This window comes from Mesorhizobium sp. CNPSo 4684 (genome assembly GCF_057784315.1).
On the sequence record NZ_JBWLUX010000012.1, the window covers coordinates 230,750 to 251,102 of the forward strand.

A 20,353-nucleotide genomic window follows, 5' to 3' on the forward strand; every position below is an offset into this window, starting at 1 on the left:
CGTTTCAGGCTCCATAGCCGCGCATGGTCTGGCGGTTGGTCTTGACCGCCTTGGCCGGATCGGCGGCGGCGGTTTCGGACTCTTCCTCCAGCACCAGCCAGCCGTTGAAGTTGGGGGCAGCACTGGCGATCTCGATCACCTTCGCCGTATCGCAGACGCCCTTGCCGAGCATCGCCCAGCTGCCGTTTGCGTCGACATCCTTCAGGTGGACGTAGCGGATACGATCGCGGTAGGTGGTGAGCGTATCGGCCATGTCCTGACCGCCGCGCAAGATGTGACCGGTGTCCGGCACCCAGCCGACCAGCGCGGCGCCGATCAGCCCGAAGATGCGGTCATAGTCGGTGCGGTCGAACAGCAGCGTATTGTGGTGCGAGCTCGGATGTACAGCGACCTGGACGCCGGCCTTGCGCCCGAGCTCGCCGGCTTTGTTGTAGACCTCGGCGGCGATGGCGAACTTGTCATCGCGCGCTCCGTCGGAGACGACGGTGGCCGAGCCCATCGACACCAACGCGCCCGGAAAAGCGGCGGCGAAATCGATCCAGCGCTGCGCGGTATCGAGGTCAGCGCCGATCTGATCTTGCAGCGTAAAACCGCTCCTCGAACCGAAGGCGAAGGAAACGAGCGTCAGCCCGTATGACTTCAACGCGGCCGCGAATTCCGCCGGCTTGCCGGCATAGCGGCCGATCATCGTGTCGGTGATCTCGATGCCGGCATAGCCGCCATCAGCGATCGCCTTGAGCAGATCGTCGGGGCCGCCGGCAAAACGGTCTCCGAGCATTTCCCAGGTAAAGGTCTGGCAGCCGACTTTGAGGTCTTTCACGGTCATCCTTTCATTCCTTGATATCCTACTTGACCGAGCCTGCGGTCATGCCGGCGAGGAAGAACCTCTGGGCAACGAGGTAGATGACCAGGAGCGGCAGCGAACCGAGCACGCTCATCGCCATCATCTGGTTCCATTCGAAGGCGTGTTGCCCCATCAACAGCTGGATGCCGATCGGGACGGTGCGCATGGACGTTGACTTCGTCAGCGTCAGCGCAAAGAGAAATTCGTTCCAGCACAACAGGAAGGTGTAGACCGACGTCGCCACGATACCAGGCAGCGAGATCGGGACGATCACCCGCCAGAGCGCGGTCCAGCTGGTGCCGCCGTCGACAGCCACCGCTTCGTCGAGATCGCGGGGCAAGGTGTTCAGATATCCCGTCATCAGCAGGATCGCGTAGGGCAGCGTAAACACCAGGTAGGTCAGGATCAGTGCGACGTAGGTGTCGAAGATGCCATACGAGACGACAAGCCCGAAGAAGGGGATCAAAAGCGTGATCGGCGGGATCGTCTGCGTGCTGATGATAAGCGTGTTGAGGCTGCCCTTGCCGCGGAAATTGAAACGGCTGAACCCATAGGCCGCCAGCAGGGCGATCAGAACCGTCAGCACGGTCACCGCTCCGGCCACGAAGTAGCTGTTGAAGAAGAAGCGCAGCTTTACCGGGTCACCAAGGATGGCCGCATACGCTTCCAGCGTGAAGGCCTTTGGCAGGACGGTTGGCGGCAGGGCAAAGATTTCGGTATTCGACTTGAACGAGCTGCTAAGCATCCAGTAGATCGGGAAGGCCGCGAAAAAGAGCCCTGCGGCAAGCGCGACATGGAGCGCGACGGTGATCAGCCTGTCTTTCGGCGTGTGCCTTTTCCTCATGGTGACTACCGAGCCTTTTGATAGCGGATGTAGAACAGCGTCAGGCCGAGAGAGATCAGCAGGATGACCACGGCGCTCGCCGACGCCTGCGACAGGTTGTAGCTCGAAAACGCCAGCTTGTAGGTGTAGGTGCTCAGCACCTCGGTCGAGTAGATCGGACCGCCGCCCGTCGTGATCCAGATCAACGGGAAAACCTGCATGGTCCAGATGAAATCCAGCAGCGAGATGCTGATAATGATCGGCATCAGCTGCGGGATGGTGATGAAGATCAGCTTCTGGTAGGCCTTCGCCCCGTCGATATCGGCGGCCTCGTAGAAATCCTTGGGAATGCCTTGCAGGCCCGCCAGCAGGCTGACCATGAAGAGCGGATAACCCGCCCAGATATTGGCGAAGGTGACGGCGTGCAGCGCGGTCTCGGGCGAGGAAAACCACTCGACCTTGGAACCGATGACGCCCATCTGCATGAGAACGCTGTTCACGACACCGTTCGGCTCAAGCAGGAGGCGCCAGATCACGGCGATAATCACCGCGGTGAACAGCCAGGGCACTATGTAGAGCACGCGCAGGACATTGCGCAGCGTCGGATTGATGCGGTCGCTGTTCAGCATGAGTGCGAAGACCATGCCGATGGTCATATGGAAGACGACACTCATGCATGTGAAGTAGAGCGTGTGCCACAGCGAGGCCCAGAACACCGGATCGGCAAAGATCGCCTGGTAGTGTTTCAGTCCGGCAAAGGACGGGTCGCGACGCAGCACCGCGCTGTTCTGGAACGAATAGCCAATCACCGTCACCATCGGCAGCAGCATCAGAAGGCCGATTATGAGGAGCGAGGGTGACAGATAGAGATAGGGGGCGACTGCTCGTTTCAGTCGATGGTGGGAGCGCTTCTGCCGAGTCATGTGCCACCCTTGGTGTATGCCTTCCAGACGAAGGTGCGCTTCGGAAACAGGTCCATCTCAAATTGCCGACCCGTTGTTGACGGGTGGCCTGCCCGAAGTCAGGCCACCCGGTGGAAGATAGCAAACGGGCAATGAGCCGCTCAGAATTTCGCCATCCAGCCCTTTTGAGCAGTGGCTGCGGCTTGTTCGGGAGACTGCTCGCCGGCGAGCATCTTCTGGGCTTGCACGTCGAACTGGGTCATCAGGTCTTCAGCCACCGGCAGACCCGTGAATTCGTTGGCGAGATAACCGGTCTTGAAGATTTCGAAAGCCTTGCCGAAAGCCTTGTCGGACGTCACGAAGTCGGGTTTGGCGTTGACGTTGCCCGGGAAGGCGTTTGCAAGCGACACGAGCTTGGCGTTCACCTTTTCACTCATCAGATATTGGACGAGCTTCCAGGCTTCATCCTGATGTTTCGAGGCGGCAGAGATGCCGATGCCCCAGGAGGCATAGGGAAGGCCGCGCTTGCCGGTATAGTTTTCCACGACCGGGACCGGGATGAGATCGAAGTTCAGCTTGGGATTGCGTTCGCGGATGAGGTTCACATGCGCAAGCGAGTCGATCATCATTCCGACCCGATCGTTGACGAATTCCTCGACCTTTTCCTGCTCGGTCTTGGTGGCAATGCCGGGCGAGACGACGCCGGCGTCGTTCAGCGATTTGACGAAGGTGAGCATATCGACGACCGGCTTGCCCTCGAGCGCCGGCTTGCCGTCAGCCATCATCGATTGACCCGAGGCCCAGACCCACGACATCATGTCGTTCTGGACACCGGACGGCGTTTGCAGCGACAAGGGCAGCACCCAGCCATACTGGTTCTTGTCGGCATGGGTCATCTTCTTGGCGGCTTCGAGAAATTCCGCGCGGGTTGACGGCAGCTTGGTCACGCCTGCCTGGGCGGCGAGGTCCAAATTCACGAAGACCGGATAGACGAACGAAGCCACGGGAAACATCACTGCTTTGCCGTCCACCTTGATGATATCCGCGACCTGGGTCTTGTCGAACCCGCTCGCATCCATCATCGGGTTCATATCGGCCAGCGCACCCTGCGCGTTCAGATTGTTCACCCAGGCGCCGTCGAGACCGACGACGTCGCTAAGCGTTCCAGTTGCGGCACCAACCGAGATCTGGTCTCGCGTGGTCGCATAGGGGCCGCTGACCAGCGTCACTTTGATTCCGGGGTTTGCAGCCTCGAAGTCATTCATGATTGCCCTGAGCGATCCGGCCGGCAATTCGGGCTCCCACCATTGGGTGAATTCCAGCGTCGTGTCCGCCATGGCGCTGGTTGCGCCAAGCAACCATGCGGCCGCGGCTATTTTCAGCATCGCGGGTTGTATCCGAAACATCATTTTCTCCTCCTTCTTCAAGATCGACCGCACAATGCAACCGATCGCCTGCTTCATTCAGAAGTCTTCTTACGAGTACTTCGCAGGCGCCTCACCCTCGCCTGCGGGCTCTGCCACAGATCTCAGATCGCCAGGTGCGTCTCGGGATCGAAGAAATGGAGCTTGGTATCATCCAGGGCCAACCGGATTGCCGAACCGGAGCGGACTGCGCTGTCCGGTTCGAATCTCGCCACCGCATTCGACGTCAGGCCGAAATCCTGCACCGCGTCGGGGTCGCCGGAGTCCACCCGGACCCCGTCGATGTTCAGATGGACGATATGTTCCGACCCGAGTTCTTCGATCGAGGTCACCTTTGCGGGTATCGTCTGATACTTGCGGCCAGATTCGAGGCTGCTGTCATAGAGATCCTCCGGTCGTATCCCGAACACGACCTTGCGCCCCGCATACGACTTCAAACCCGGCCTGCGCACGAAGGCTGCTTCCTGCAGCCGAATGGCGAAGGTGCCTGACATCAGTTCGTCGCCCGTAAGCGTCGCCTCGAAAAGGTTCATCGAAGGAGAACCGATGAAGCCGGCAACGAAGGCGTTCACCGGCGATTCATAGAGCCTCTTGGGTGTGTCGACCTGCTGCAGCACGCCGCCTTTCAACACCGCGACCCTGTCCCCCATCGTCATCGCTTCGATTTGGTCGTGGGTCACGTAAATGGTCGTTACGCCGAGCTGCTTTTGCAGGCTGGTGATTTCGGCGCGCATTTGCACACGCAGTTTCGCATCCAGATTGGAAAGGGGTTCGTCCATGAGAAAGGCGGCCGGCTCGCGCACCATGGCGCGGCCCATGGCAACCCGTTGACGCTGTCCGCCTGAAAGGTTCGCGGGTTTGCTGTCCAGCAAAGACGTCAGCTGAAGGGTTTTGGCGATCTCGTCCACGCGCTTCTTGCGCTCGGCCTTCGGCTTGCCTGCCAGCCGCATCGAAAAGGCGATGTTTTCGGACACCGTCATATGCGGGTAGAGCGCGTAGCTCTGGAAGACCATCGCGATGTCGCGGTCCTTGGGTGGCATGTCGACGACGTCGACTCCGCCGATCCGAAGGCTGCCGCTGGTGATGTCCTCCAGTCCCGCGATCATTCGCAACGCCGTGGATTTGCCGCAGCCGGACGGTCCAACGAGAATCAAGAACTCGCCATCCTCGACCGACAGGTTCAATTGGTCGATTGCGTGAAAATTGTTCCCGTATGTCTTGCAGATATTCTCAAGAACGACTTCTGCCATATTCCTCCCTCCACAAGTCTAAGCCACTGATTTTTAATGATTGTCCTCGGCTTATGTTCACCTGCGAAATATATCCTTGGATCGTTCGGGCTATGTTCCGGTATCGAGTTGCGCACATTTCAGTTCGACTGCCGACGGCGCGTTCGTCGACGCCAGGAGTTCCGTGACCTGGTCGGCGGTGGGAAGCGCCTCGCGCCCGCCACGCCCCGTTATCGAAAGGGCCGCCGCCGCGGCCGCGAATGCCACCCGGCCTGCGGTATCGGCTCCGCGCGTCAATGCAAGGGCATAGGCGCCATGAAAGCAGTCACCGGCGCCGGTCGAGTCGACGACCGCAACACGGTGCGGGGGCAGGTGCCAAAGCCCTGTCTCGTCGCGTCCGCGATAGTACACGCCCCTGCCGCCATCAGTCAGAACCACGGCGGACTGCGACGGCAACCACAATGCATCGAGTATCTCGGCGGGCGATCGGCACCCTGTGGCAGTCCGCGCAAAGCCGAGAGGAAGAATGAGATGGTCGCAGAGCGCGATCAGCCTCTTCGTGGCTGCGCCGCTGCTCCACTCGATATCGCCGAGGATCGCAAGGCCGAGATCGCGAGCCCGAGCGACGACATCCAGCGACCGGATCGCATAGCTATCGACGATCAGGACTGTCGCGCGGCTGAGAACCTCGTCCGGAAAGTCCGAAGCGGTGCCCAGCATCGCATCGTCGTCATACGCGATGAACCGTTCCCCGTCCGAGCCGACGGTGATCCGCGAGCGCACCGGGCGTGCATCGGGATGGCGCGGCGCGAATGCGGTTTCAACACCGCTCGCAACGAGATCGCGCAGCACGGCGTCGTCCTCGGCACTGCCCAGCCATCCGACGAACCCGGCGGTTCCGCCGAGCCGCGCGACGGCGGCCAGCGCCGTCGCAACATTTCCCCCGAAAGCGCTGGCACTTTGCAGAACCTTCCCCTTGCCTGCCGACAACGGCTGATCGACGTAGACGATGTCGTCGATCGCAATAGCGCCGAAGCCGAGGATCGAGGGGACGGTGGGCATCGTTCAGGCCCCCGCCTTCGCCAGGGCGTCTTGCGCCGAAAGGCCGTCATGGATGACGCCGCGAAAGGCAAGCGCTGCCTTCTCCGGATCGCCATGCCCCCAGAGATTACGACCGACCACGGCACCGCGTGCGCCGGCACGGATGGCGTCCGCCGTCTGCTGAAGCGCGCCGAGCAGCGTATCGGTCTTTGGACCACCCGCGATCACAACCGGCACCGGGCAAGTCCGGACGGTCTCTTGGAACGACTCGAAATCGCCCGTGTAGCCGATCTTGATCACGTCGACGCCGGACTCGTAGCCGATGCGCGCCGCATAGGCGATCTCGTCGGGGGTGAAGACGATTTTTGCTCCGTCGGTGAAATCGCGAGGGTAGATATGCGCCACCACAGGCATGCCGTAACGGGCCGCCGCATTCACTGAATCGGTCAGCCAGCGTATGTATTTGCCCTCGGTCGCGCCGCGCACCGGAATGGCCACGGCCAACGCATCGGCGCCAGCGCGCACCGCGTCCTCGGGCGTTGCGATCAACTCGCTGATGCGATCGTCCGGAGTGAAGCAGCCCGCCTGAATCACCAGGGAAGCTTTGCCCGCATATTGCGGCCACAGATGGCGCGCGGTGCCAGGCTGGATGCTGACGTAGTCGGGTTTGCCCGCCATGACGCGTGCGAGCGCACCCGGCAGGTCGGCAAGGCCGCCTTTGCGCACGTCGCCATAGCCGACGAAGTGGTCGACCGCACCGCCAAAAAGGTTCCCCGATGGATGCGAGAAGAGGCGCGCAAGACGCACCTTGGTTCCTAGGCTCATGAGTGCAAAATTCCCTGATCGGTTGATTTCAAAATCCCGAACTCAGTGTTTCCGAAAGAAAAAAGAAAAACAATCTTTCGAAAGCTTTCGAATTTGCGTATTTTTGGTAGAGTGAGCCGAGGCCAGAGCGGTGGCTTGGCGCAGGGAGGCAGGGGCAGGGCAATGTTGTCGGAGCAGAGACGCCAATCCATCCTGGGTGAGGTGCAGCGCAGCGGACAGGTGCGCACGAAGGACCTGTCGGACGGGTTTGGCGTGTCGGAAGTCACGGTGCGTTCCGACCTCGAGATACTGGACCGCAAGGGATTGCTGACCAAGACCCGTGGAGGGGCGGTGACCCGGACCACCGATTCGACCACGGCCGCGTTCGCCCGGCGTATGCAAACGAACCTCGATGCAAAGAAGCGCATCGCCCGGGCGGCGGTAGACCTGTTCGAGGACAACCAATCGGTCATCTTCGACGGCGGCTCGACATTGATGCAGCTTGCCATGCAGTTACCGCCGCTCAGCAATGTCGTGGTCGCGGCCACGGCCATGAATATCGTGCAGCATCTTATGCATCGTCCCGGGCTCGACGTTCATATGATCGGCGGCCGGGTCTATCCCGACACGGTGAGCACGCTGATCACCGATGCCGATACGGCTCTCGGCGGCTTGGTAGCGCATCAGGTCTTTGTCGGAGCGCATGCGATAGACTCGTCACTGGATGTGGTCGACGTGAACGAGGACATGGCGCGAACGAAGCGAAACCTCGTTCGCATGGCCCGGCGCGTTGTCCTCCTCGCCGATTCGAGCAAATGGGGCGTCAGCGGGACCTCCAAGGCATTTTCGCTGTCGGCCGTCGATGTGGTGATCACCGACGATGGCCTGCCCGGTCCAATACGCAGCCAGCTTGATAAGATCGCGGCCAAGGTGATCTATGCCTGAACCCGTCCCGGTCTCTGACCGCGACAATGCGCGCATGACCCACGGGCTTCGTATCGGCGGTCGGCCGTTTTTCATGACAGTCATGTTCTCCTCCTCAGGCTGGCGGCCTCCCAACGCTGCGCCAGAATTATCACATGCTCTATAAAAATTTTACGCGCGTCAACATTTAAAATCCTGTATAGCGGATTGTGAAGGTGGACCGCTGCACTACGACGGTCCCTCAAGCATGCCATTGGCTTCGGAGGAAAAGCTGGAAATGCACGGAAAATCAAAGACAAAGCTCGGCATCGGTGTCATCGGCTGCGGCAACATTTCGATGACCTATCTGCGCAATGCAGCGCTCTTCGGCGGCGTCGAGCTGCGTGCCTGCGCCGACATTTCGGCTGATATGGCTGAGCTCCGCGCCAGGGAATATGGCATCCGCGCGCTCGGCGTCGACACGCTGCTCGCCGACCCTGATGTCGACCTCGTACTGAACCTGACCATTCCGGCGGCGCATTTCGACATTTCGTTGTCAGCGCTTTCGGCGGGCAAGCATGTCTTCACCGAAAAGCCGCTGGCTACTACCGCCGCCGACGGCCGCCGGCTTGTCGACGAAGCGGCAAAGCGGGGCCTGCTGATCGGCTCGGCTCCCGATACTTTCCTTGGCGCCGCCGGACGCCGCGCCCGCCGCCTGATGGACGAGGGCGCCATCGGCAAGCCGGTGACCGGCACCGCCTTCATGATGGGACGCGGCATGGAGCACTGGCATCCCAATCCGCAATTCTATTATCAGCCCGGCGGCGGTCCGGTGTTCGACATGGGTCCCTATTACCTGACCATGCTGGTCAATCTGCTCGGTCCGGTCGAGCGCGTCATGGCGATGGCGACGCGCGGCCAGGAGGAGAGGCTGATCACGGCCGACGGCCCGTTCAAGAACACGACGTTCAAGGTCGGCACGCCGACAAACATATTGTCGCTGCTCGAATTCCGTTCCGGCGCCACCGTCACCTTCGGCGCCTCATGGGACGTGTTCAGACATTCCAACCATCCGATCGAACTGCACGGCACCGAAGGCTCGCTCAGGCTGCCCGACCCCGATACGTTCGGCGGGACGGTCTCGCTGTCGGCGCGCGGCGCCGACTGGGCCGATTTCGCCAGCGAGAGCGAGCTCTACGGCGCCCGCAACTGGCCCTATGCCGCGCCCGACCGCGCCAACTACCGCATGCTCGGCGTCGCCGATCTGTCGACCGCGCTGACCACGGGCAGGAAGCCGCGCGCCTCGGGCGAACTGGCGCTGCATGTACTGGAGATCATGGAAGCGATCCTGGCTTCGGGCGAAAGCCGCGGCTCGGTTGGCGTCAACGGCACGGTCGACCAGCCGCCGCTGCTTGGCGAGGAGGAAGCGGCAAGCCTGCTTGCCTGACGGCAGGTTGGTTCGTGACGACATCGCCGCTGACGCCATCATCGCGGTCGCCGCATGGCGCAGCTTCGACCCCGCCTTTGGAAGTGTTCAGGCCGACTGCCGCATCACCAGGGCGGCGTCGAGGCTGACCTTCGGTGCGACGCTCGCTGTGTCCTCGTTGAGCAAGGCGAGCAGCGTCTCGACGCTGCGCCCCGCCATGGCGGCAAAATCCTGCGCGATGGTAGTCAGAGCGGGGCAGGTGTAGCGGCTCAGCGGATGGTCGTCATGGGCGGCGACACGCAGGTCGCAGTCTGCCTTGCGGCCGACCTTCTTGCCTTGCGCGAAGGCTGCCGCCATCACGCCGAAGGCCAGGCGGTCGTTGGCGCACAGTATGGTCTTGCCCGGCAGGCCGCCAGCCCCGAGCATCTGTTCCATCTGCTCGTAGCCGATACGCTCGAAATCCCATGTGTAGTCGCTTGTGTTGCCGATGACGACCGGCTCCTGGCCCAGCCGCTGCATGGCGCCGATATAGCTGTTCAGCCGCTCCGGCGAATTGTGGTTGACGTGCGGGATATCGAAATAGACCGGCGCGTCGCCGGAGCGGCAGAGATAGTCGACGATGGTCGAAACACTCTGGGCGTTGTTGTTGCCGACGAAGGGTGCGCCGCCTTCGAGATAGGTGTCGAAATAGACGATCGGCATTGTCTGCGTCAGCTTCTCCAGCGCGTGGCGGTCCGAGCGCAAGCCGAGCGGCGCGATCAGCGCGCCTGAGACTTTCAGCGACAGGATGGTGCGCGTCGCCTCGACTTCGAGCTCGCGCGAACCGTGTGAGGAAATGACAATGGGCCAGTAGCCCTCGTCGCGCAGCCTGAGTTCGATGCGGCTCACCATTTCGGAATAGAAGGGATCGGCCACCGTCGGCACGACGATGCCGATGCTGCGGGTACGCTTGCGATTGAGGTTGCGGGCAAACAGATTGGGCTGGTAGTCGGATGAGCGTAGCGCCTCCTCGATGCGCTTGCGCGTTGCCGGTTTGACGCTGGTCGGATCGTCGAAATATTTCGACAGTGTCGGCCTGGAGACGCCGCAAGAGCGGGCGAAATCCTCCATCGTCCTGTGCTTTGTCATTCGATCCCTCGTCTGGCCGGCGCCAGAACCTTGGTCATCCCTTGGCACTGCCCACGGTCTTGTAGCCGGCGCGCCGCCACGCAACCTCAGACGAAATTTACAGGAAACTTCAGTCGTTTCAACGCGCAATGACAAATTATGCCGTGCGTAAATGTAGTCAATTGACGCGAAAATTGTCCCGCATCAAAGTCTCGACCGCAGCGAGCAAGCGAAATATCCAGGAACCATGACGCAACAGATCGATCAGCTTCTTTCCCAGCTTTATCAGCGGCTCGACGCCGCCGCTGTTGTCACTGGCAATGCGGTCGATCCGCGCTATGGAGACGATCTCTCCGGCAAGGACGGAAGCCGGCCCGAACTGGTCTTGCGTCCGCGCAGCGCCGGCGAAGTCGCCGAGATCCTGCGAGTTTGCAGCGGCCTTGGCCAGAAGCTGGTCGTCCATGGCGGCCGCACCGGGCTGGCCGGCGCCGCGCGCGTGCAGCCGGGCGAAGCGGTTCTGTCGCTGGAGCGCATGACCGTGGTCGAAGCGCCCGACCGCCAGGCGGCAACCATCATCGCGGAAGCCGGCGTGCCGCTGCAAATGGTGCAGGAAGCCGCCGATGCGGCCGGCCTGATGTTCGGCGTCGATATCGGTGCGCGCGGCACCGCGACGGTCGGCGGCAACATCGCCACCAATGCCGGCGGCATCCGCGTGCTGCGCTACGGCATGTACCGCGCCCAGGTGCTGGGGCTGGAGGCGGTGCTTGCCGACGGCTCGATCCTGACCTCGCTGCGCGGCCTGGCCAAGGACAATTCGGGCTACGATCTCAACCAGCTGTTCATTGGCAGCGAAGGCACGCTGGGCGTGGTCACCCGCGCCTGCCTGAGGCTGCATCCGAAGCCCGCCACGGAGGTCGCCGCCTTCTGCGCACTTGCCTCGCTGGAGGCGGCTATCGCGCTGCTCGGGCTGCTGAAGCAGCGGCTCGGTCCGTTGCTTTCGGCCTACGAGGTGAATTTCTCGCCGCTCTACGGCGCCATGATTGCCGGCATGGCCGCGCCGGCGCCGCTGCCTGCCGGCGCGCCCGTCTATGTTCTGGCCGAGATCCAGGGCAACCAGGCCGAGCTGGACGGCGAACACTTTGCTTCGGTGCTGATGCAGGCCGTCGAAGACGGCATCGTCGACGATGTGGTCGTCTCGCAGTCGCCGCGCGAATTCCGCGCGCTTTGGGACGTACGCGAGGAGGCCAACCGCTTCCTGTTTGCGATCGAGGGCCTGATCGGCGTCGACATCTCCATTCCGCTGTCGACGATGGCGGCTTTCCTGCGCGATGCCGAAGCGGCGATCCGCGCCAGGGACGTCAGCGCCGAGATCTACGTCTTCGGCCATCTCGGCGACGGCAATCTGCACTATCAGGTCGACACCAGGGAACCGGCCGCCGCCTATGAGATCATCTATCGCGGCGTGGCCGCATGCGGCGGCTCCGTCTCGGCCGAACACGGCATCGGCCTCGACAAGAAGAAATGGCTGAGCCTGGTGCGCAGCGATGCCGAAATATCAGCCATGCGCCGCCTCAAGGCGGCGTTCGATCCGCACAACATTCTCAACCCCGGGCGGATTTTCGACATCGCTTGAATGCTACGCAGGACTAGCTCGCAGCTGACGAAAGCAGCGCGTGGAAGTCGACGGTTCTCAGCTGCTCGATGCCGTCCAGCGTCATGTTGCCGGCGACATAGACGATGATCGCCAGGCCGAGCCAGCCGATCCAGCGGTATCTGGCAAGCCGCGCCGCCACCAGCGTCGAGGCGACAGCCATCAGAACCACCGACAGGATGAGACCGAACACCAGCGCATTCATGTCATGGGCGGCCGCGCCCGCCACGGCCAGCACATTGTCCAGCGACATCGAGACATCGGCGACCACGATCTGCAGGATCGCCGTGCGCAGCGCCTTGGCCGGCCGCACCGCCGCAAGCGCTGTCGCGGCAGGGTCGGCGTCGGCATCGCTGTCTTCATCGCCGCCGGCGGAACGCAATTCCTGGAACATGTTCCAGCACACCCAGAACAAAAGCATGCCGCCGATCAGCATGATCCCGGGAATTTCCAGCAGTTGCACCGCGATCACGGCAAAGACGACGCGGATCACCGCGGCCGCGGCTATGCCGGCGACGATCGCCTTCTGGCGCAATGCTTTGGCCAGGCCTGCGGCCGCCATGCCGATCACCACGACATTGTCGCCCGAGAGCACGAGGTTGATGGTGATGACTTCCAGATAGGCGGCGACAGTCATCTGGTCGAAACTCATAAAGCGGTCTCCCCGGAAGGCTCCGGCCGGCTGCGGCCGATCGGACCGATGTCTGCGCAAACGCGAAGACAGCTGATTTGAGTGCGGCCCGGCATCGAAACAAGACGCCAGGCGCGGCCAATCGTTCCTCATCCACCGAATTCACTGCCGGATCGATGCTTGCCGACAGAAATGGCTCCATGGAAAGGGAAGACAAAAGCGGTCTGCTTGCCTATCAATGTCGTCGACCAAAGGAGAAACGAGCATGGGCAAGACGGCATTGATTTTCTGGGGCGGCTGGGAAGGTCATACCCCGGCCCGCAGTGCCGCTGTCGTCAGCGAGATGCTGGCCGGCCACGGCTTCGACGTGCGGATCGAACAGGGCACCTCGGCTCTCGCCGATCCGCAGCTTTCGGCAATCGATGTGATCGTCCCTGTGGTCACCATGTCGACGATCGAGAAACCGGAGCTGCAAAACCTTGTAGCCGCCGTCAGAGGTGGAACCGGCCTTGCCGGCTTTCACGGCACCATGGGCGACAGCTTCCGCAACGAGCCGGACTATCACTTCATGACCGGCGGCCAATGGGTCGCCCATCCCGGCGACATCATCGACTATCGCGTCGACATCACCAGCGATGATCCGATCGTCAGAGGTATCGACGGTTTCGCCTACCGTTCCGAGCAGTACTACATGCATGTCGACCCGAGCAACGAGGTGCTGGCGACGACGACGTTTGGCGGCGAGCATCTCGACTTCGTAGACGGCGTCGTCATGCCCGTGGTCTGGAAGCGCCGCTACGGCAAGGGCCGCGTCTTCTTCAGCGCGCTTGGCCACACGGCGGATGAGTTTTCCGTGCCGCAAATGCGCACCATCTTCGAGCGCGGCGTGCTGTGGGCCAGCCGGGCGGCCTGATCCCGGGCCTGTCGTCAAGTCGGGCGGCGGTCTTTGTCCGGTCAGAAAAAAGTCTTGGACGGCCCGCGGCTATTTTTCCCGCATTGCCCGACGGAAGTTCTGCGTGATCGGCTCGGCGAGGTAAGAAAGCACGGTGCGAGCACCTGTCCGGATCATCGCCTCGCTCGACATGCCGGGCAGCAGCTTACGGCCCTCCAGCTTGGCGAGCTCGCCCTTGTCGATCAACACGGTCGCGGCGAAGTACGGTGCCCCGCTGCGCTCCTCCACCATGCGGTCTGCCGACACGGTCTCCACCACGCCGTCGAGTGGCGGCAGATTGTAGCGTGCGAAGGCCGGGAAGCTGACGCGCGCGGGCTGTCCGGCGGCGATCGTCTCGACATCCTCCGGTTTGACCATGGCCTCGACCACGAGTTGTTGTCCGAGCGGCACGATTGTCATCAATGTCTCGCCGGGTTTCACGACACCGCCCGCCGTGTGGACCTTCAGATCCATGACGATGCCGTCAACCGGTGCGACGACTTCGGTACGGGTAAGCACGTCCCTGGCCGCACGCTCCTGCTGTCCGAGGTCAAACAACTCCGCCTCGACCTTGGTCAACTCATCGACGGCCTCATTCAGCCGTACAGTCCCGAGATTCAAGATTTGCATGTCGATCTCGGCCATGGCGCTTCTGGCACGAGCGATTGCGGCGATGTTGGTCGCGCGCTCGCCCTCGAGTTCCTGCTGTTGTCGCCTGAGCAACAGGTTCCGCTCGCGGGTGGTCAGCCCCTTCTCGAGCAGGCTCTCGAGGTCTTTGGTTTCACCCTCGATCGCCTCGATCTGCTTGTCCTTGGTGACGATAAGCTGCTCCAGTCCCGTTATCTCTTCCTCGGTCTGGTGACGGCGCTGGCTGAGAATTTCCCGCTCGTCCTTCAAATTATGGTGCTTCGCTGCGAACACGTCACGCTGCGCGGCCACCGCGTCCTTTGCGGCCGTGGCGGGGTTTGCGAGCAACGCCGGATCAAACGCGATCTCGGCCTTGTCGTCACGCTCGGCCCTCAGACGCGCGGCCAGCGCCTCTCGCGTTGCTATCCGGTTCTGGATCAGGTCAAGCTGCGCCCTTGCCTGCGTGGTGTCGAGCCGGACCAGAACCTTGCCGGCCTTTACGATATCACCGTTGGCGGCGTTCAATTCCGCAATAATGCCGCCCTCGAGGTGCTGGATGAGCTTGCGATCACCGGCGACCTTGACAACGCCGGGCGCCACCGCGGCGCTGTCCAACGGCGCCAGCGCCGCCCAACCCCCGGCCACGCCGAAGAACAGGAACATGATCGCGAACCCGGTGCACGTCACGCCCGCAAGACGCAGCGGTACCGGTTCCAGTCGGGAGGGTGGCGGGAGGGGTAATGGCACGACGTTCATATCGGTTCTCGTTTCATGCTTGGTTCGCCACTACAGTCGTGCGCAACGCACGCGGCGTACGCGGCGTACGCGACGTACGCTTTGAAGAGGGACGTGGATCATTGCTGACGCCGATCACGGCGGTGGAGATCTCTGGCGTCGGACTCGCTGGTATTTGATTTACCTGGCGAATACGCGCGGTGAGTTCATTGAAGACATAGTCGCGCGAACCGTAGAGGTCTTGTTGGCCCCGGTTGAGAACCAATATCTTGTCGACCTTCTCCATGATGTTCGGTCGGTGCGCGATCAGGATAACGGTCGCGCCCGCAGACTTGACAGTGCCCAGGGCCGCGATCAATGCGTCCTCACCGTCGCGGTCGAGGTTGGAATTGGGCTCGTCCAGGATAATGAGCGGCGGGTCGCCGTAGAGTGCCCGCGCCAATCCGATGCGTTGGCGCTGCCCGCCTGACAGCACCGCGCCGGAGTCGCCGATCTCGGTGGCGTAACCCTTCGGCAGCCCTTTGATCAGGTCGTGAACGCCCGCCAACTGCGCGGCCTTGATCACGTTGTTGAAGACCGCCGGGTTGAGTGTCGCGAAGCGGCAGATGTTTTCGGAGACGGTGCCGGCGAAGAGCTCGATGTCCTGCGGCAAGTAACCGACATGGTGACCCCGGTCCTCCGCCGCCCATTGGGCAACGTCCATGCCGTCCAGCAGCGCACGCCCCCCGGTCGGACGCCAGGCACCTGCCAGTATTCGCGCCAGGCTCGTCTTGCCGGCCCCGCTCGGGCCGATCAACGCCATTGCTTCACCCGGATTGAGCCGGAAGCTGATCCCTTTCAGGATAGGCTCGGCGCCCTGTCGGGCAAGCACCAGGTTCTCGGCCTCGAACCTGCCTTTCGGCCGTGGCAGTGGCAGAACCGGTGTGGCCTCCAAATGCTGTCCGGCGAGTGCGGTGAGACGCCGGTAAGCGGCACGCGCTCCCACCGTCCCCTTCCATGTGCCGATCGCTTGCTCGACCGGGGACAATGCGCGACCCATCAGGATCGAGGCGGCGATCATAATAGCGGGTGAAGCCTCGTTCCGAAGCACCAGGTAAGCGCCAAGACCCAATATGGCCATTTGCAGGGCCATCCGATGACAACGCGCGATGGCCGCGATGACGCCGCCACGGTTGGCAGCAAGAACCTGTCCTTTGTTTGCATCGTCCTGCTGGGCCTTCCAGCCCTCCAGCAGCGGCTTCAACATGCCCATCGCCTGGACGACCTCGGCGTTGCGGATCGCCGCCTCGGCCTGCACATAGGCCCGCGACTGTGCGCTTGCGGACTCGGTCAACGGTTTGCGTGTGATGTATTCGTTGAGCAACGCCAACGCAAACAGGACGATTCCGCCGCACAGCGCCAACCAGCCCAGCCAGGGATGCATGAAGAATATGGCGACGAAAAACAGCGGTGCCCATGGCGCATCGAGGATCGGGAAGATGCTGGGGCTGGTGAAGAAATTCCGTACTTGATCCAGGTCGCGCAGCGGCCGGGCGTTGGCCTGGCCAGGCGCCGAGGCGGCATATTCTACCGATGCTGTCAGGAGAACTGGCCCCAACCGCGCGTTCATCCATGATCCGACCTTGGCCAGAAGACGTCCGCGCACCACCTCCAGCCCAGCCATCGTCGCGAGTGCGCCGGCCGCCATCAGCGACAGCATCACCAACGTCTCCAGGCTGTGGCTGGACAACACGCGGTGGTAGACCTGGAGCATATAAAGCGCCCCGGTGAGCATCAGCACGTTGATGCCGCCGCTGAACCAGATAAGCGGCCGGATGGCGCGTCTGGCCTCTTTCATCACCACCTGAAGGGCGGGGGGCTGTTGCCTGGTTTTCATCACTATTTCTCTGATGACATCTCGGGCAAGGGATTGCAGTGGGGGCAGCCATGGCTGCCCGTTGGTCAAGTGTCAGATGACGGACGTGACCCGTCCCGAAGATTTCGGAGTTCGCTGCAGCGTAAGGTCGGAGTTGTACGGTGCATCGGACGGGTCAATATCATCACTATCGATCTGCATACCGGCGCTCTTGTCGATGATGACGTTTTGAGCTGCTATGGTGAGTGCCATGACGATTCTCCCCCTTTTTTACGCATCAAGAAAAGGGTTTCCCCTCCCCAGATGCCTCGTACCCGAGTGCCTCCGCTCGCGCGCTGACGCGTTGAATTGCGGCCTTTGATCCTCCATTGTGTCGCCGCCGAAGAGGACGCGTCCATTCCCGGTTCGATGGTATTGAGGCCAATGTCCGCACCTGATCGAACGATATATATCTTTCGATATCAGGCCGGCGCGGGGCGTTGCGGCGGGTATCACGGCCGATGCCATCACGCGGTTTTTCCGGCCCGTTGCCGGCCTCCTATCAATGCCAGTTGAAAGTGCTGGTGTCAGAGGAGGCCGGTTCCTGGATGGTCGGGGCCTTTGCCACGCGCCACCCAGGCCAGTTCCGCCCGGACATATATGATTTACTCCGACGCGAGCATTTACTACGGCGCTTCGCTGTCGGGTCAATATTCCCAGTTATATTGGTCACAGCCACTCTATCGAAACGATATATATCGTTCGATATAGGTCATAATACTATCGGACGGAAAGTTGACTTGCCATCCTCAGGCTGCGCCAAATGGCTCCCTTGGCAGTTTGGGGTTTGTTAGCATTTCAAGTGATGGCGGACGGGCAATCGTGGTTTTCTACGCTTCCGGAACTTGCGTACGTTGAGGAATGCTCTGTTTCCGGTTCTCGAAATCCACCATTTCCGGCGCGGCCTGACCTAATTCCAACTCACCCTGGAACAGCTCAATCACAATTGGGAGGTAGGTTATGGCTACTATTACCGCAAATCTTGTTCTCGACGAGCAGATCGGCGTACAGACCGTCACCGATGACAATGATATCGACCTCGACGCGGCGCTGCTCGCCCATCTCGCCGACGATGTCGGCGTGGAAATTAGTGCTACCGACCCCGCGACAGGCTTCCCGCAGGTGGCCGTCGACACCGCCCTCCTTGACACAACCGGAGCGACCGATCTGGCGCTGTCGATTCCCGATGACGGCGAGACGAGCGGCCTCTTTACCGTCGACGGTGTGGAAATCTTCCTCTACAACGAGGGCGGCATCATTTATGGGCGCGAGGCCGTGAACGGTGTCGCTGATCCCGCTGGCGCCCTGGCGTTCGCGGTCGCGCTTGATTTGACTGGCGGCGTGTCGTCGGCGCAGATCTACCTCATTCAATACGAACCGCTGCAACACAACGATCCTCTCGCAGTTGACGATGGGGACATCCTGTCTTTTGCCGAAGGCAAGATCACACTGGATGTGACGACCACTGAAATCGTGACGACGTTTCAGACACTCGACTTCGCGTCGATCCCGTCAGGGAGCCCGCAGGAGACACTCACGGTTGCGACAGCCGATCCCACCGACAACCACAGCGCCAAGTTTGACGGACTTATTTTCCCGGGGTCTGTGCCCAATCCAACGACAGTCCCAACCAACTCCGGAACCAATGATGATCTGAACCCCGACGCCATCGGCTTCGGTGTGAAGGGCGGCCAAGCCTCTCAGATGAATCAAAATGAGGGCTTTTTGGTTCAAGACGCGGCCTGGACTTCGGCTACTCCGGATGCGAACGAGATCGGCGGCATCAGGTTCGACATCCAGGCCATAGGCGGCGTGAAGACCGTTAACATTGAGTGGTGGACTGTCGATGATGGGGCAGTAATTGAGCACGGGACCGACACAGTAACCTTACCTGCCGGCAGCGCCGTCTTTGAGAATTACACCATCGAACCGACGGATCCCACGGAAAGTGTCGATCAAATCTACGTTCGATTTAGCTACGACACGAAGCAAAGCACCTCCGGCGTACGCGTTGAGAACCTCGAAGTTGCGTTCCCATCATCGACCGAGGTGACGGTCGTCAACCACGAGGACCTCGGGACGCACCTCGTGTTCGAGGACGCCGGGCCGACGTTCGACGGCATCACTGGTGATGCCACGCCGTTCCAGGTCGGGTTGGCCGCCGGTCAACAGGACATAGGGACGTTCGACCTTACTCCCGGAGCCGACGGCTCACACGTCACCATCACCGGTTACACCGATCTCGGTGGCACTGACATCACGGAGACCCTGACCAACGGTGGAACCACGCTGACGTACCACGACGTGGCCAACAATCAGGACCTCTACCAACTGAACGTGACGGACTCGGGCTACACCTTCGACGTGCTCTTCACACCCCAGGGTGAGCAGTCTGACCTCAACTTCAATGCGGTCAAGTCGGGCGGTCCCCAGGAGACCTTGACGGTACCCACGGTGGACAACACCGGCAGCATCGTCTTTGACGGCCTGATCTTCAGCAATACGCCCGCGGCGAACGCGACCGAGGCAGCCTTTGCGCCGTTCAACACTGCTCCACTGGGAGGCCCGACTGTAGCGGCTGACGACCTTAACCCCGATGCAGTTGGATTCGGGGTGAAAAGCGGTCAGGCTTCGCAGATCAATAACAACGAGGGCTTCACCTTCTCTACTGCGGACGGTTCTGATGTCAACAATCTAACCTTCGCGGTCGCCGGGATTGGAAACATCAACACCATCACGGTAGAATCGTGGCTTTACGCCGATGACGGTACTCTGATCGATCACAACATCGACAACGTTACTGGCTTGCGCTCGGGCAATCAGCTCGTGACCATCAACGACGATGGTGGTCAAGCCTTCGACACGGCCTACGTTCAGTTCCAGGTCGCAGGTGCCAACGCGGGTGTTCGCATTCTCGACTTCTCGACGAGCATCGAAGGTCCGGTTGCCGATCAGCCGTTCGAATTCACGCTGGCAAACACCGACCTCGACGGGGATGCTGTTACGCAAACACTGAACATCACTGCAACCCAGGACTTACTTATTTAATGGCGTCCTCGTATCCTTCAAAAGCTTCAACGCCGGGCGATCCGGTCCCCCTAGGGGGACCGGTCGTTCAAGACACCAAGGCCCTGGACTAAAGTTAGGCAACGCGCAAAGCGGCGAGCCAGCAACGCTTAAGCCAATCTCCCAGGGCCCGGTTATCAGGCGGGTTTGACCGAGAGCAGGCGGTCGCAATCGTCGAGAACGGAGGCGCCGATCACCATGTTCTTATCGAAGGCTGGGCTGCCGGAACAGGCCTCACACAATTTGGATCATTAGATCAGGCCGGCGCAGGCGCTGCGGCGGGTATCACAGCCGATGCCATCACGTGGCTTTCCG

At 61.5% G+C, this 20,353-nt stretch carries 17 protein-coding genes; 5 read left to right on the top strand and 12 right to left on the bottom strand.

The window, feature by feature from the left end; all coding sequences use genetic code 11:
* Window positions 1–4: 4 nt before the first annotated feature.
* The 7 genes from AC04SG_RS13570 to AC04SG_RS13600 all read right to left on the bottom strand — a co-directional run bounded on the left by AC04SG_RS13570 (window position 5) and on the right by AC04SG_RS13600 (window position 7,088).
* On the bottom strand, window positions 5–826 hold the full coding sequence (locus tag AC04SG_RS13570) for a sugar phosphate isomerase/epimerase family protein (protein ID WP_488551447.1): 822 nt from the start codon (window positions 824–826) through the stop codon (window positions 5–7).
* A gap of 19 nt (window positions 827–845) precedes the next feature.
* Window positions 846–1,688: a carbohydrate ABC transporter permease gene (locus AC04SG_RS13575; protein WP_112566025.1), complete on the bottom strand. Its 843-nt coding sequence runs from the start codon at window positions 1,686–1,688 to the stop codon at window positions 846–848.
* 5 nt (window positions 1,689–1,693) lie between these two features.
* Window positions 1,694–2,590: a carbohydrate ABC transporter permease gene (locus tag AC04SG_RS13580; protein ID WP_488551448.1), complete on the bottom strand. Its 897-nt coding sequence runs from the start codon at window positions 2,588–2,590 to the stop codon at window positions 1,694–1,696.
* A gap of 140 nt (window positions 2,591–2,730) precedes the next feature.
* Entirely contained in the window at window positions 2,731–3,978 is a 1,248-nt protein-coding gene (locus AC04SG_RS13585; protein ID WP_488551449.1) for an ABC transporter substrate-binding protein, read from the bottom strand.
* A 119-nt stretch (window positions 3,979–4,097) separates the two neighbouring features.
* A complete protein-coding gene (locus tag AC04SG_RS13590) occupies window positions 4,098–5,243 on the bottom strand; it encodes an ABC transporter ATP-binding protein (protein ID WP_488551450.1) in 1,146 nt (381 codons plus the stop codon).
* A gap of 90 nt (window positions 5,244–5,333) precedes the next feature.
* Complete coding sequence (locus AC04SG_RS13595) at window positions 5,334–6,284, bottom strand: PfkB family carbohydrate kinase (RefSeq protein ID WP_488551451.1); 951 nt, start codon at window positions 6,282–6,284, stop codon at window positions 5,334–5,336.
* Window positions 6,285–6,287: 3 nt separating this feature from the next.
* A complete protein-coding gene (locus AC04SG_RS13600) occupies window positions 6,288–7,088 on the bottom strand; it encodes a beta/alpha barrel domain-containing protein (RefSeq protein ID WP_115143758.1) in 801 nt (266 codons plus the stop codon).
* 162 nt (window positions 7,089–7,250) lie between these two features.
* Between AC04SG_RS13600 and AC04SG_RS13605 the strand changes: the two genes are divergently transcribed.
* Together AC04SG_RS13605 and AC04SG_RS13610 are read left to right on the top strand one after the other, a co-directional pair.
* Window positions 7,251–8,012, top strand: a complete 762-nt coding sequence (locus AC04SG_RS13605) for a DeoR/GlpR family DNA-binding transcription regulator (RefSeq protein ID WP_112566013.1) — start codon at window positions 7,251–7,253, stop codon at window positions 8,010–8,012.
* Window positions 8,013–8,268: 256 nt separating this feature from the next.
* A complete protein-coding gene (locus AC04SG_RS13610) occupies window positions 8,269–9,417 on the top strand; it encodes a Gfo/Idh/MocA family protein (protein ID WP_488551452.1) in 1,149 nt (382 codons plus the stop codon).
* A gap of 87 nt (window positions 9,418–9,504) precedes the next feature.
* Here the strand turns inward: AC04SG_RS13610 and AC04SG_RS13615 are convergent, their stop codons facing one another.
* Window positions 9,505–10,524 carry a LacI family DNA-binding transcriptional regulator gene (locus tag AC04SG_RS13615; RefSeq protein ID WP_488551453.1) on the bottom strand — a complete coding sequence of 340 codons (1,020 nt, stop codon included), beginning with the start codon at window positions 10,522–10,524 and terminating at the stop codon, window positions 9,505–9,507.
* A gap of 226 nt (window positions 10,525–10,750) precedes the next feature.
* On the opposite strand from AC04SG_RS13615, the gene AC04SG_RS13620 reads away from it, so the two are divergent.
* Entirely contained in the window at window positions 10,751–12,136 is a 1,386-nt protein-coding gene (locus AC04SG_RS13620; RefSeq protein ID WP_488551454.1) for an FAD-binding oxidoreductase, read from the top strand.
* Window positions 12,137–12,149: 13 nt separating this feature from the next.
* Here the strand turns inward: AC04SG_RS13620 and AC04SG_RS13625 are convergent, their stop codons facing one another.
* Window positions 12,150–12,806 (bottom strand): YjbE family putative metal transport protein, encoded by a 657-nt coding sequence (locus tag AC04SG_RS13625; RefSeq protein WP_488551455.1) that lies wholly within the window; start codon window positions 12,804–12,806, stop codon window positions 12,150–12,152.
* 244 nt (window positions 12,807–13,050) lie between these two features.
* On the opposite strand from AC04SG_RS13625, the gene AC04SG_RS13630 reads away from it, so the two are divergent.
* The gene (locus AC04SG_RS13630) at window positions 13,051–13,698 is read left to right on the top strand and encodes a ThuA domain-containing protein (RefSeq protein ID WP_488551456.1); all 648 of its coding nucleotides are present in this window, start codon (window positions 13,051–13,053) and stop codon (window positions 13,696–13,698) included.
* A 69-nt stretch (window positions 13,699–13,767) separates the two neighbouring features.
* On the opposite strand, the gene AC04SG_RS13635 is transcribed toward AC04SG_RS13630, so the two are convergent.
* From AC04SG_RS13635 to AC04SG_RS13645, 3 genes are all read right to left on the bottom strand, one after another.
* A complete protein-coding gene (locus AC04SG_RS13635; RefSeq protein WP_488551457.1) occupies window positions 13,768–15,099 on the bottom strand; it encodes an HlyD family type I secretion periplasmic adaptor subunit in 1,332 nt (443 codons plus the stop codon).
* A gap of 13 nt (window positions 15,100–15,112) precedes the next feature.
* Window positions 15,113–16,954: a type I secretion system permease/ATPase gene (locus AC04SG_RS13640; protein ID WP_488551458.1), complete on the bottom strand. Its 1,842-nt coding sequence runs from the start codon at window positions 16,952–16,954 to the stop codon at window positions 15,113–15,115.
* Window positions 16,955–17,026: 72 nt separating this feature from the next.
* Window positions 17,027–17,185 (bottom strand): hypothetical protein, encoded by a 159-nt coding sequence (locus tag AC04SG_RS13645; protein ID WP_488551459.1) that lies wholly within the window; start codon window positions 17,183–17,185, stop codon window positions 17,027–17,029.
* A 747-nt stretch (window positions 17,186–17,932) separates the two neighbouring features.
* Between AC04SG_RS13645 and AC04SG_RS13650 the strand changes: the two genes are divergently transcribed.
* Entirely contained in the window at window positions 17,933–20,020 is a 2,088-nt protein-coding gene (locus AC04SG_RS13650) for a DUF5801 repeats-in-toxin domain-containing protein (RefSeq protein WP_488551460.1), read from the top strand.
* Window positions 20,021–20,353 lie beyond the last annotated feature (333 nt).

Coding starts and splice junctions, on each gene's coding strand:
- AC04SG_RS13570 (WP_488551447.1), bottom strand. CDS start 826: ATGACCGTGAAAGACCTCAAAGTCGGCTGCCAGACCTTTACCTGGGAA.
- AC04SG_RS13575 (WP_112566025.1), bottom strand. CDS start 1,688: ATGAGGAAAAGGCACACGCCGAAAGACAGGCTGATCACCGTCGCGCTC.
- AC04SG_RS13580 (WP_488551448.1), bottom strand. CDS start 2,590: ATGACTCGGCAGAAGCGCTCCCACCATCGACTGAAACGAGCAGTCGCC.
- AC04SG_RS13585 (WP_488551449.1), bottom strand. CDS start 3,978: ATGATGTTTCGGATACAACCCGCGATGCTGAAAATAGCCGCGGCCGCA.
- AC04SG_RS13590 (WP_488551450.1), bottom strand. CDS start 5,243: ATGGCAGAAGTCGTTCTTGAGAATATCTGCAAGACATACGGGAACAAT.
- AC04SG_RS13595 (WP_488551451.1), bottom strand. CDS start 6,284: ATGCCCACCGTCCCCTCGATCCTCGGCTTCGGCGCTATTGCGATCGAC.
- AC04SG_RS13600 (WP_115143758.1), bottom strand. CDS start 7,088: ATGAGCCTAGGAACCAAGGTGCGTCTTGCGCGCCTCTTCTCGCATCCA.
- AC04SG_RS13605 (WP_112566013.1), top strand. CDS start 7,251: ATGTTGTCGGAGCAGAGACGCCAATCCATCCTGGGTGAGGTGCAGCGC.
- AC04SG_RS13610 (WP_488551452.1), top strand. CDS start 8,269: ATGCACGGAAAATCAAAGACAAAGCTCGGCATCGGTGTCATCGGCTGC.
- AC04SG_RS13615 (WP_488551453.1), bottom strand. CDS start 10,524: ATGACAAAGCACAGGACGATGGAGGATTTCGCCCGCTCTTGCGGCGTC.
- AC04SG_RS13620 (WP_488551454.1), top strand. CDS start 10,751: ATGACGCAACAGATCGATCAGCTTCTTTCCCAGCTTTATCAGCGGCTC.
- AC04SG_RS13625 (WP_488551455.1), bottom strand. CDS start 12,806: ATGAGTTTCGACCAGATGACTGTCGCCGCCTATCTGGAAGTCATCACC.
- AC04SG_RS13630 (WP_488551456.1), top strand. CDS start 13,051: ATGGGCAAGACGGCATTGATTTTCTGGGGCGGCTGGGAAGGTCATACC.
- AC04SG_RS13635 (WP_488551457.1), bottom strand. CDS start 15,099: ATGAACGTCGTGCCATTACCCCTCCCGCCACCCTCCCGACTGGAACCG.
- AC04SG_RS13640 (WP_488551458.1), bottom strand. CDS start 16,954: ATGAAAACCAGGCAACAGCCCCCCGCCCTTCAGGTGGTGATGAAAGAG.
- AC04SG_RS13645 (WP_488551459.1), bottom strand. CDS start 17,185: ATGGCACTCACCATAGCAGCTCAAAACGTCATCATCGACAAGAGCGCC.
- AC04SG_RS13650 (WP_488551460.1), top strand. CDS start 17,933: ATGGCTACTATTACCGCAAATCTTGTTCTCGACGAGCAGATCGGCGTA.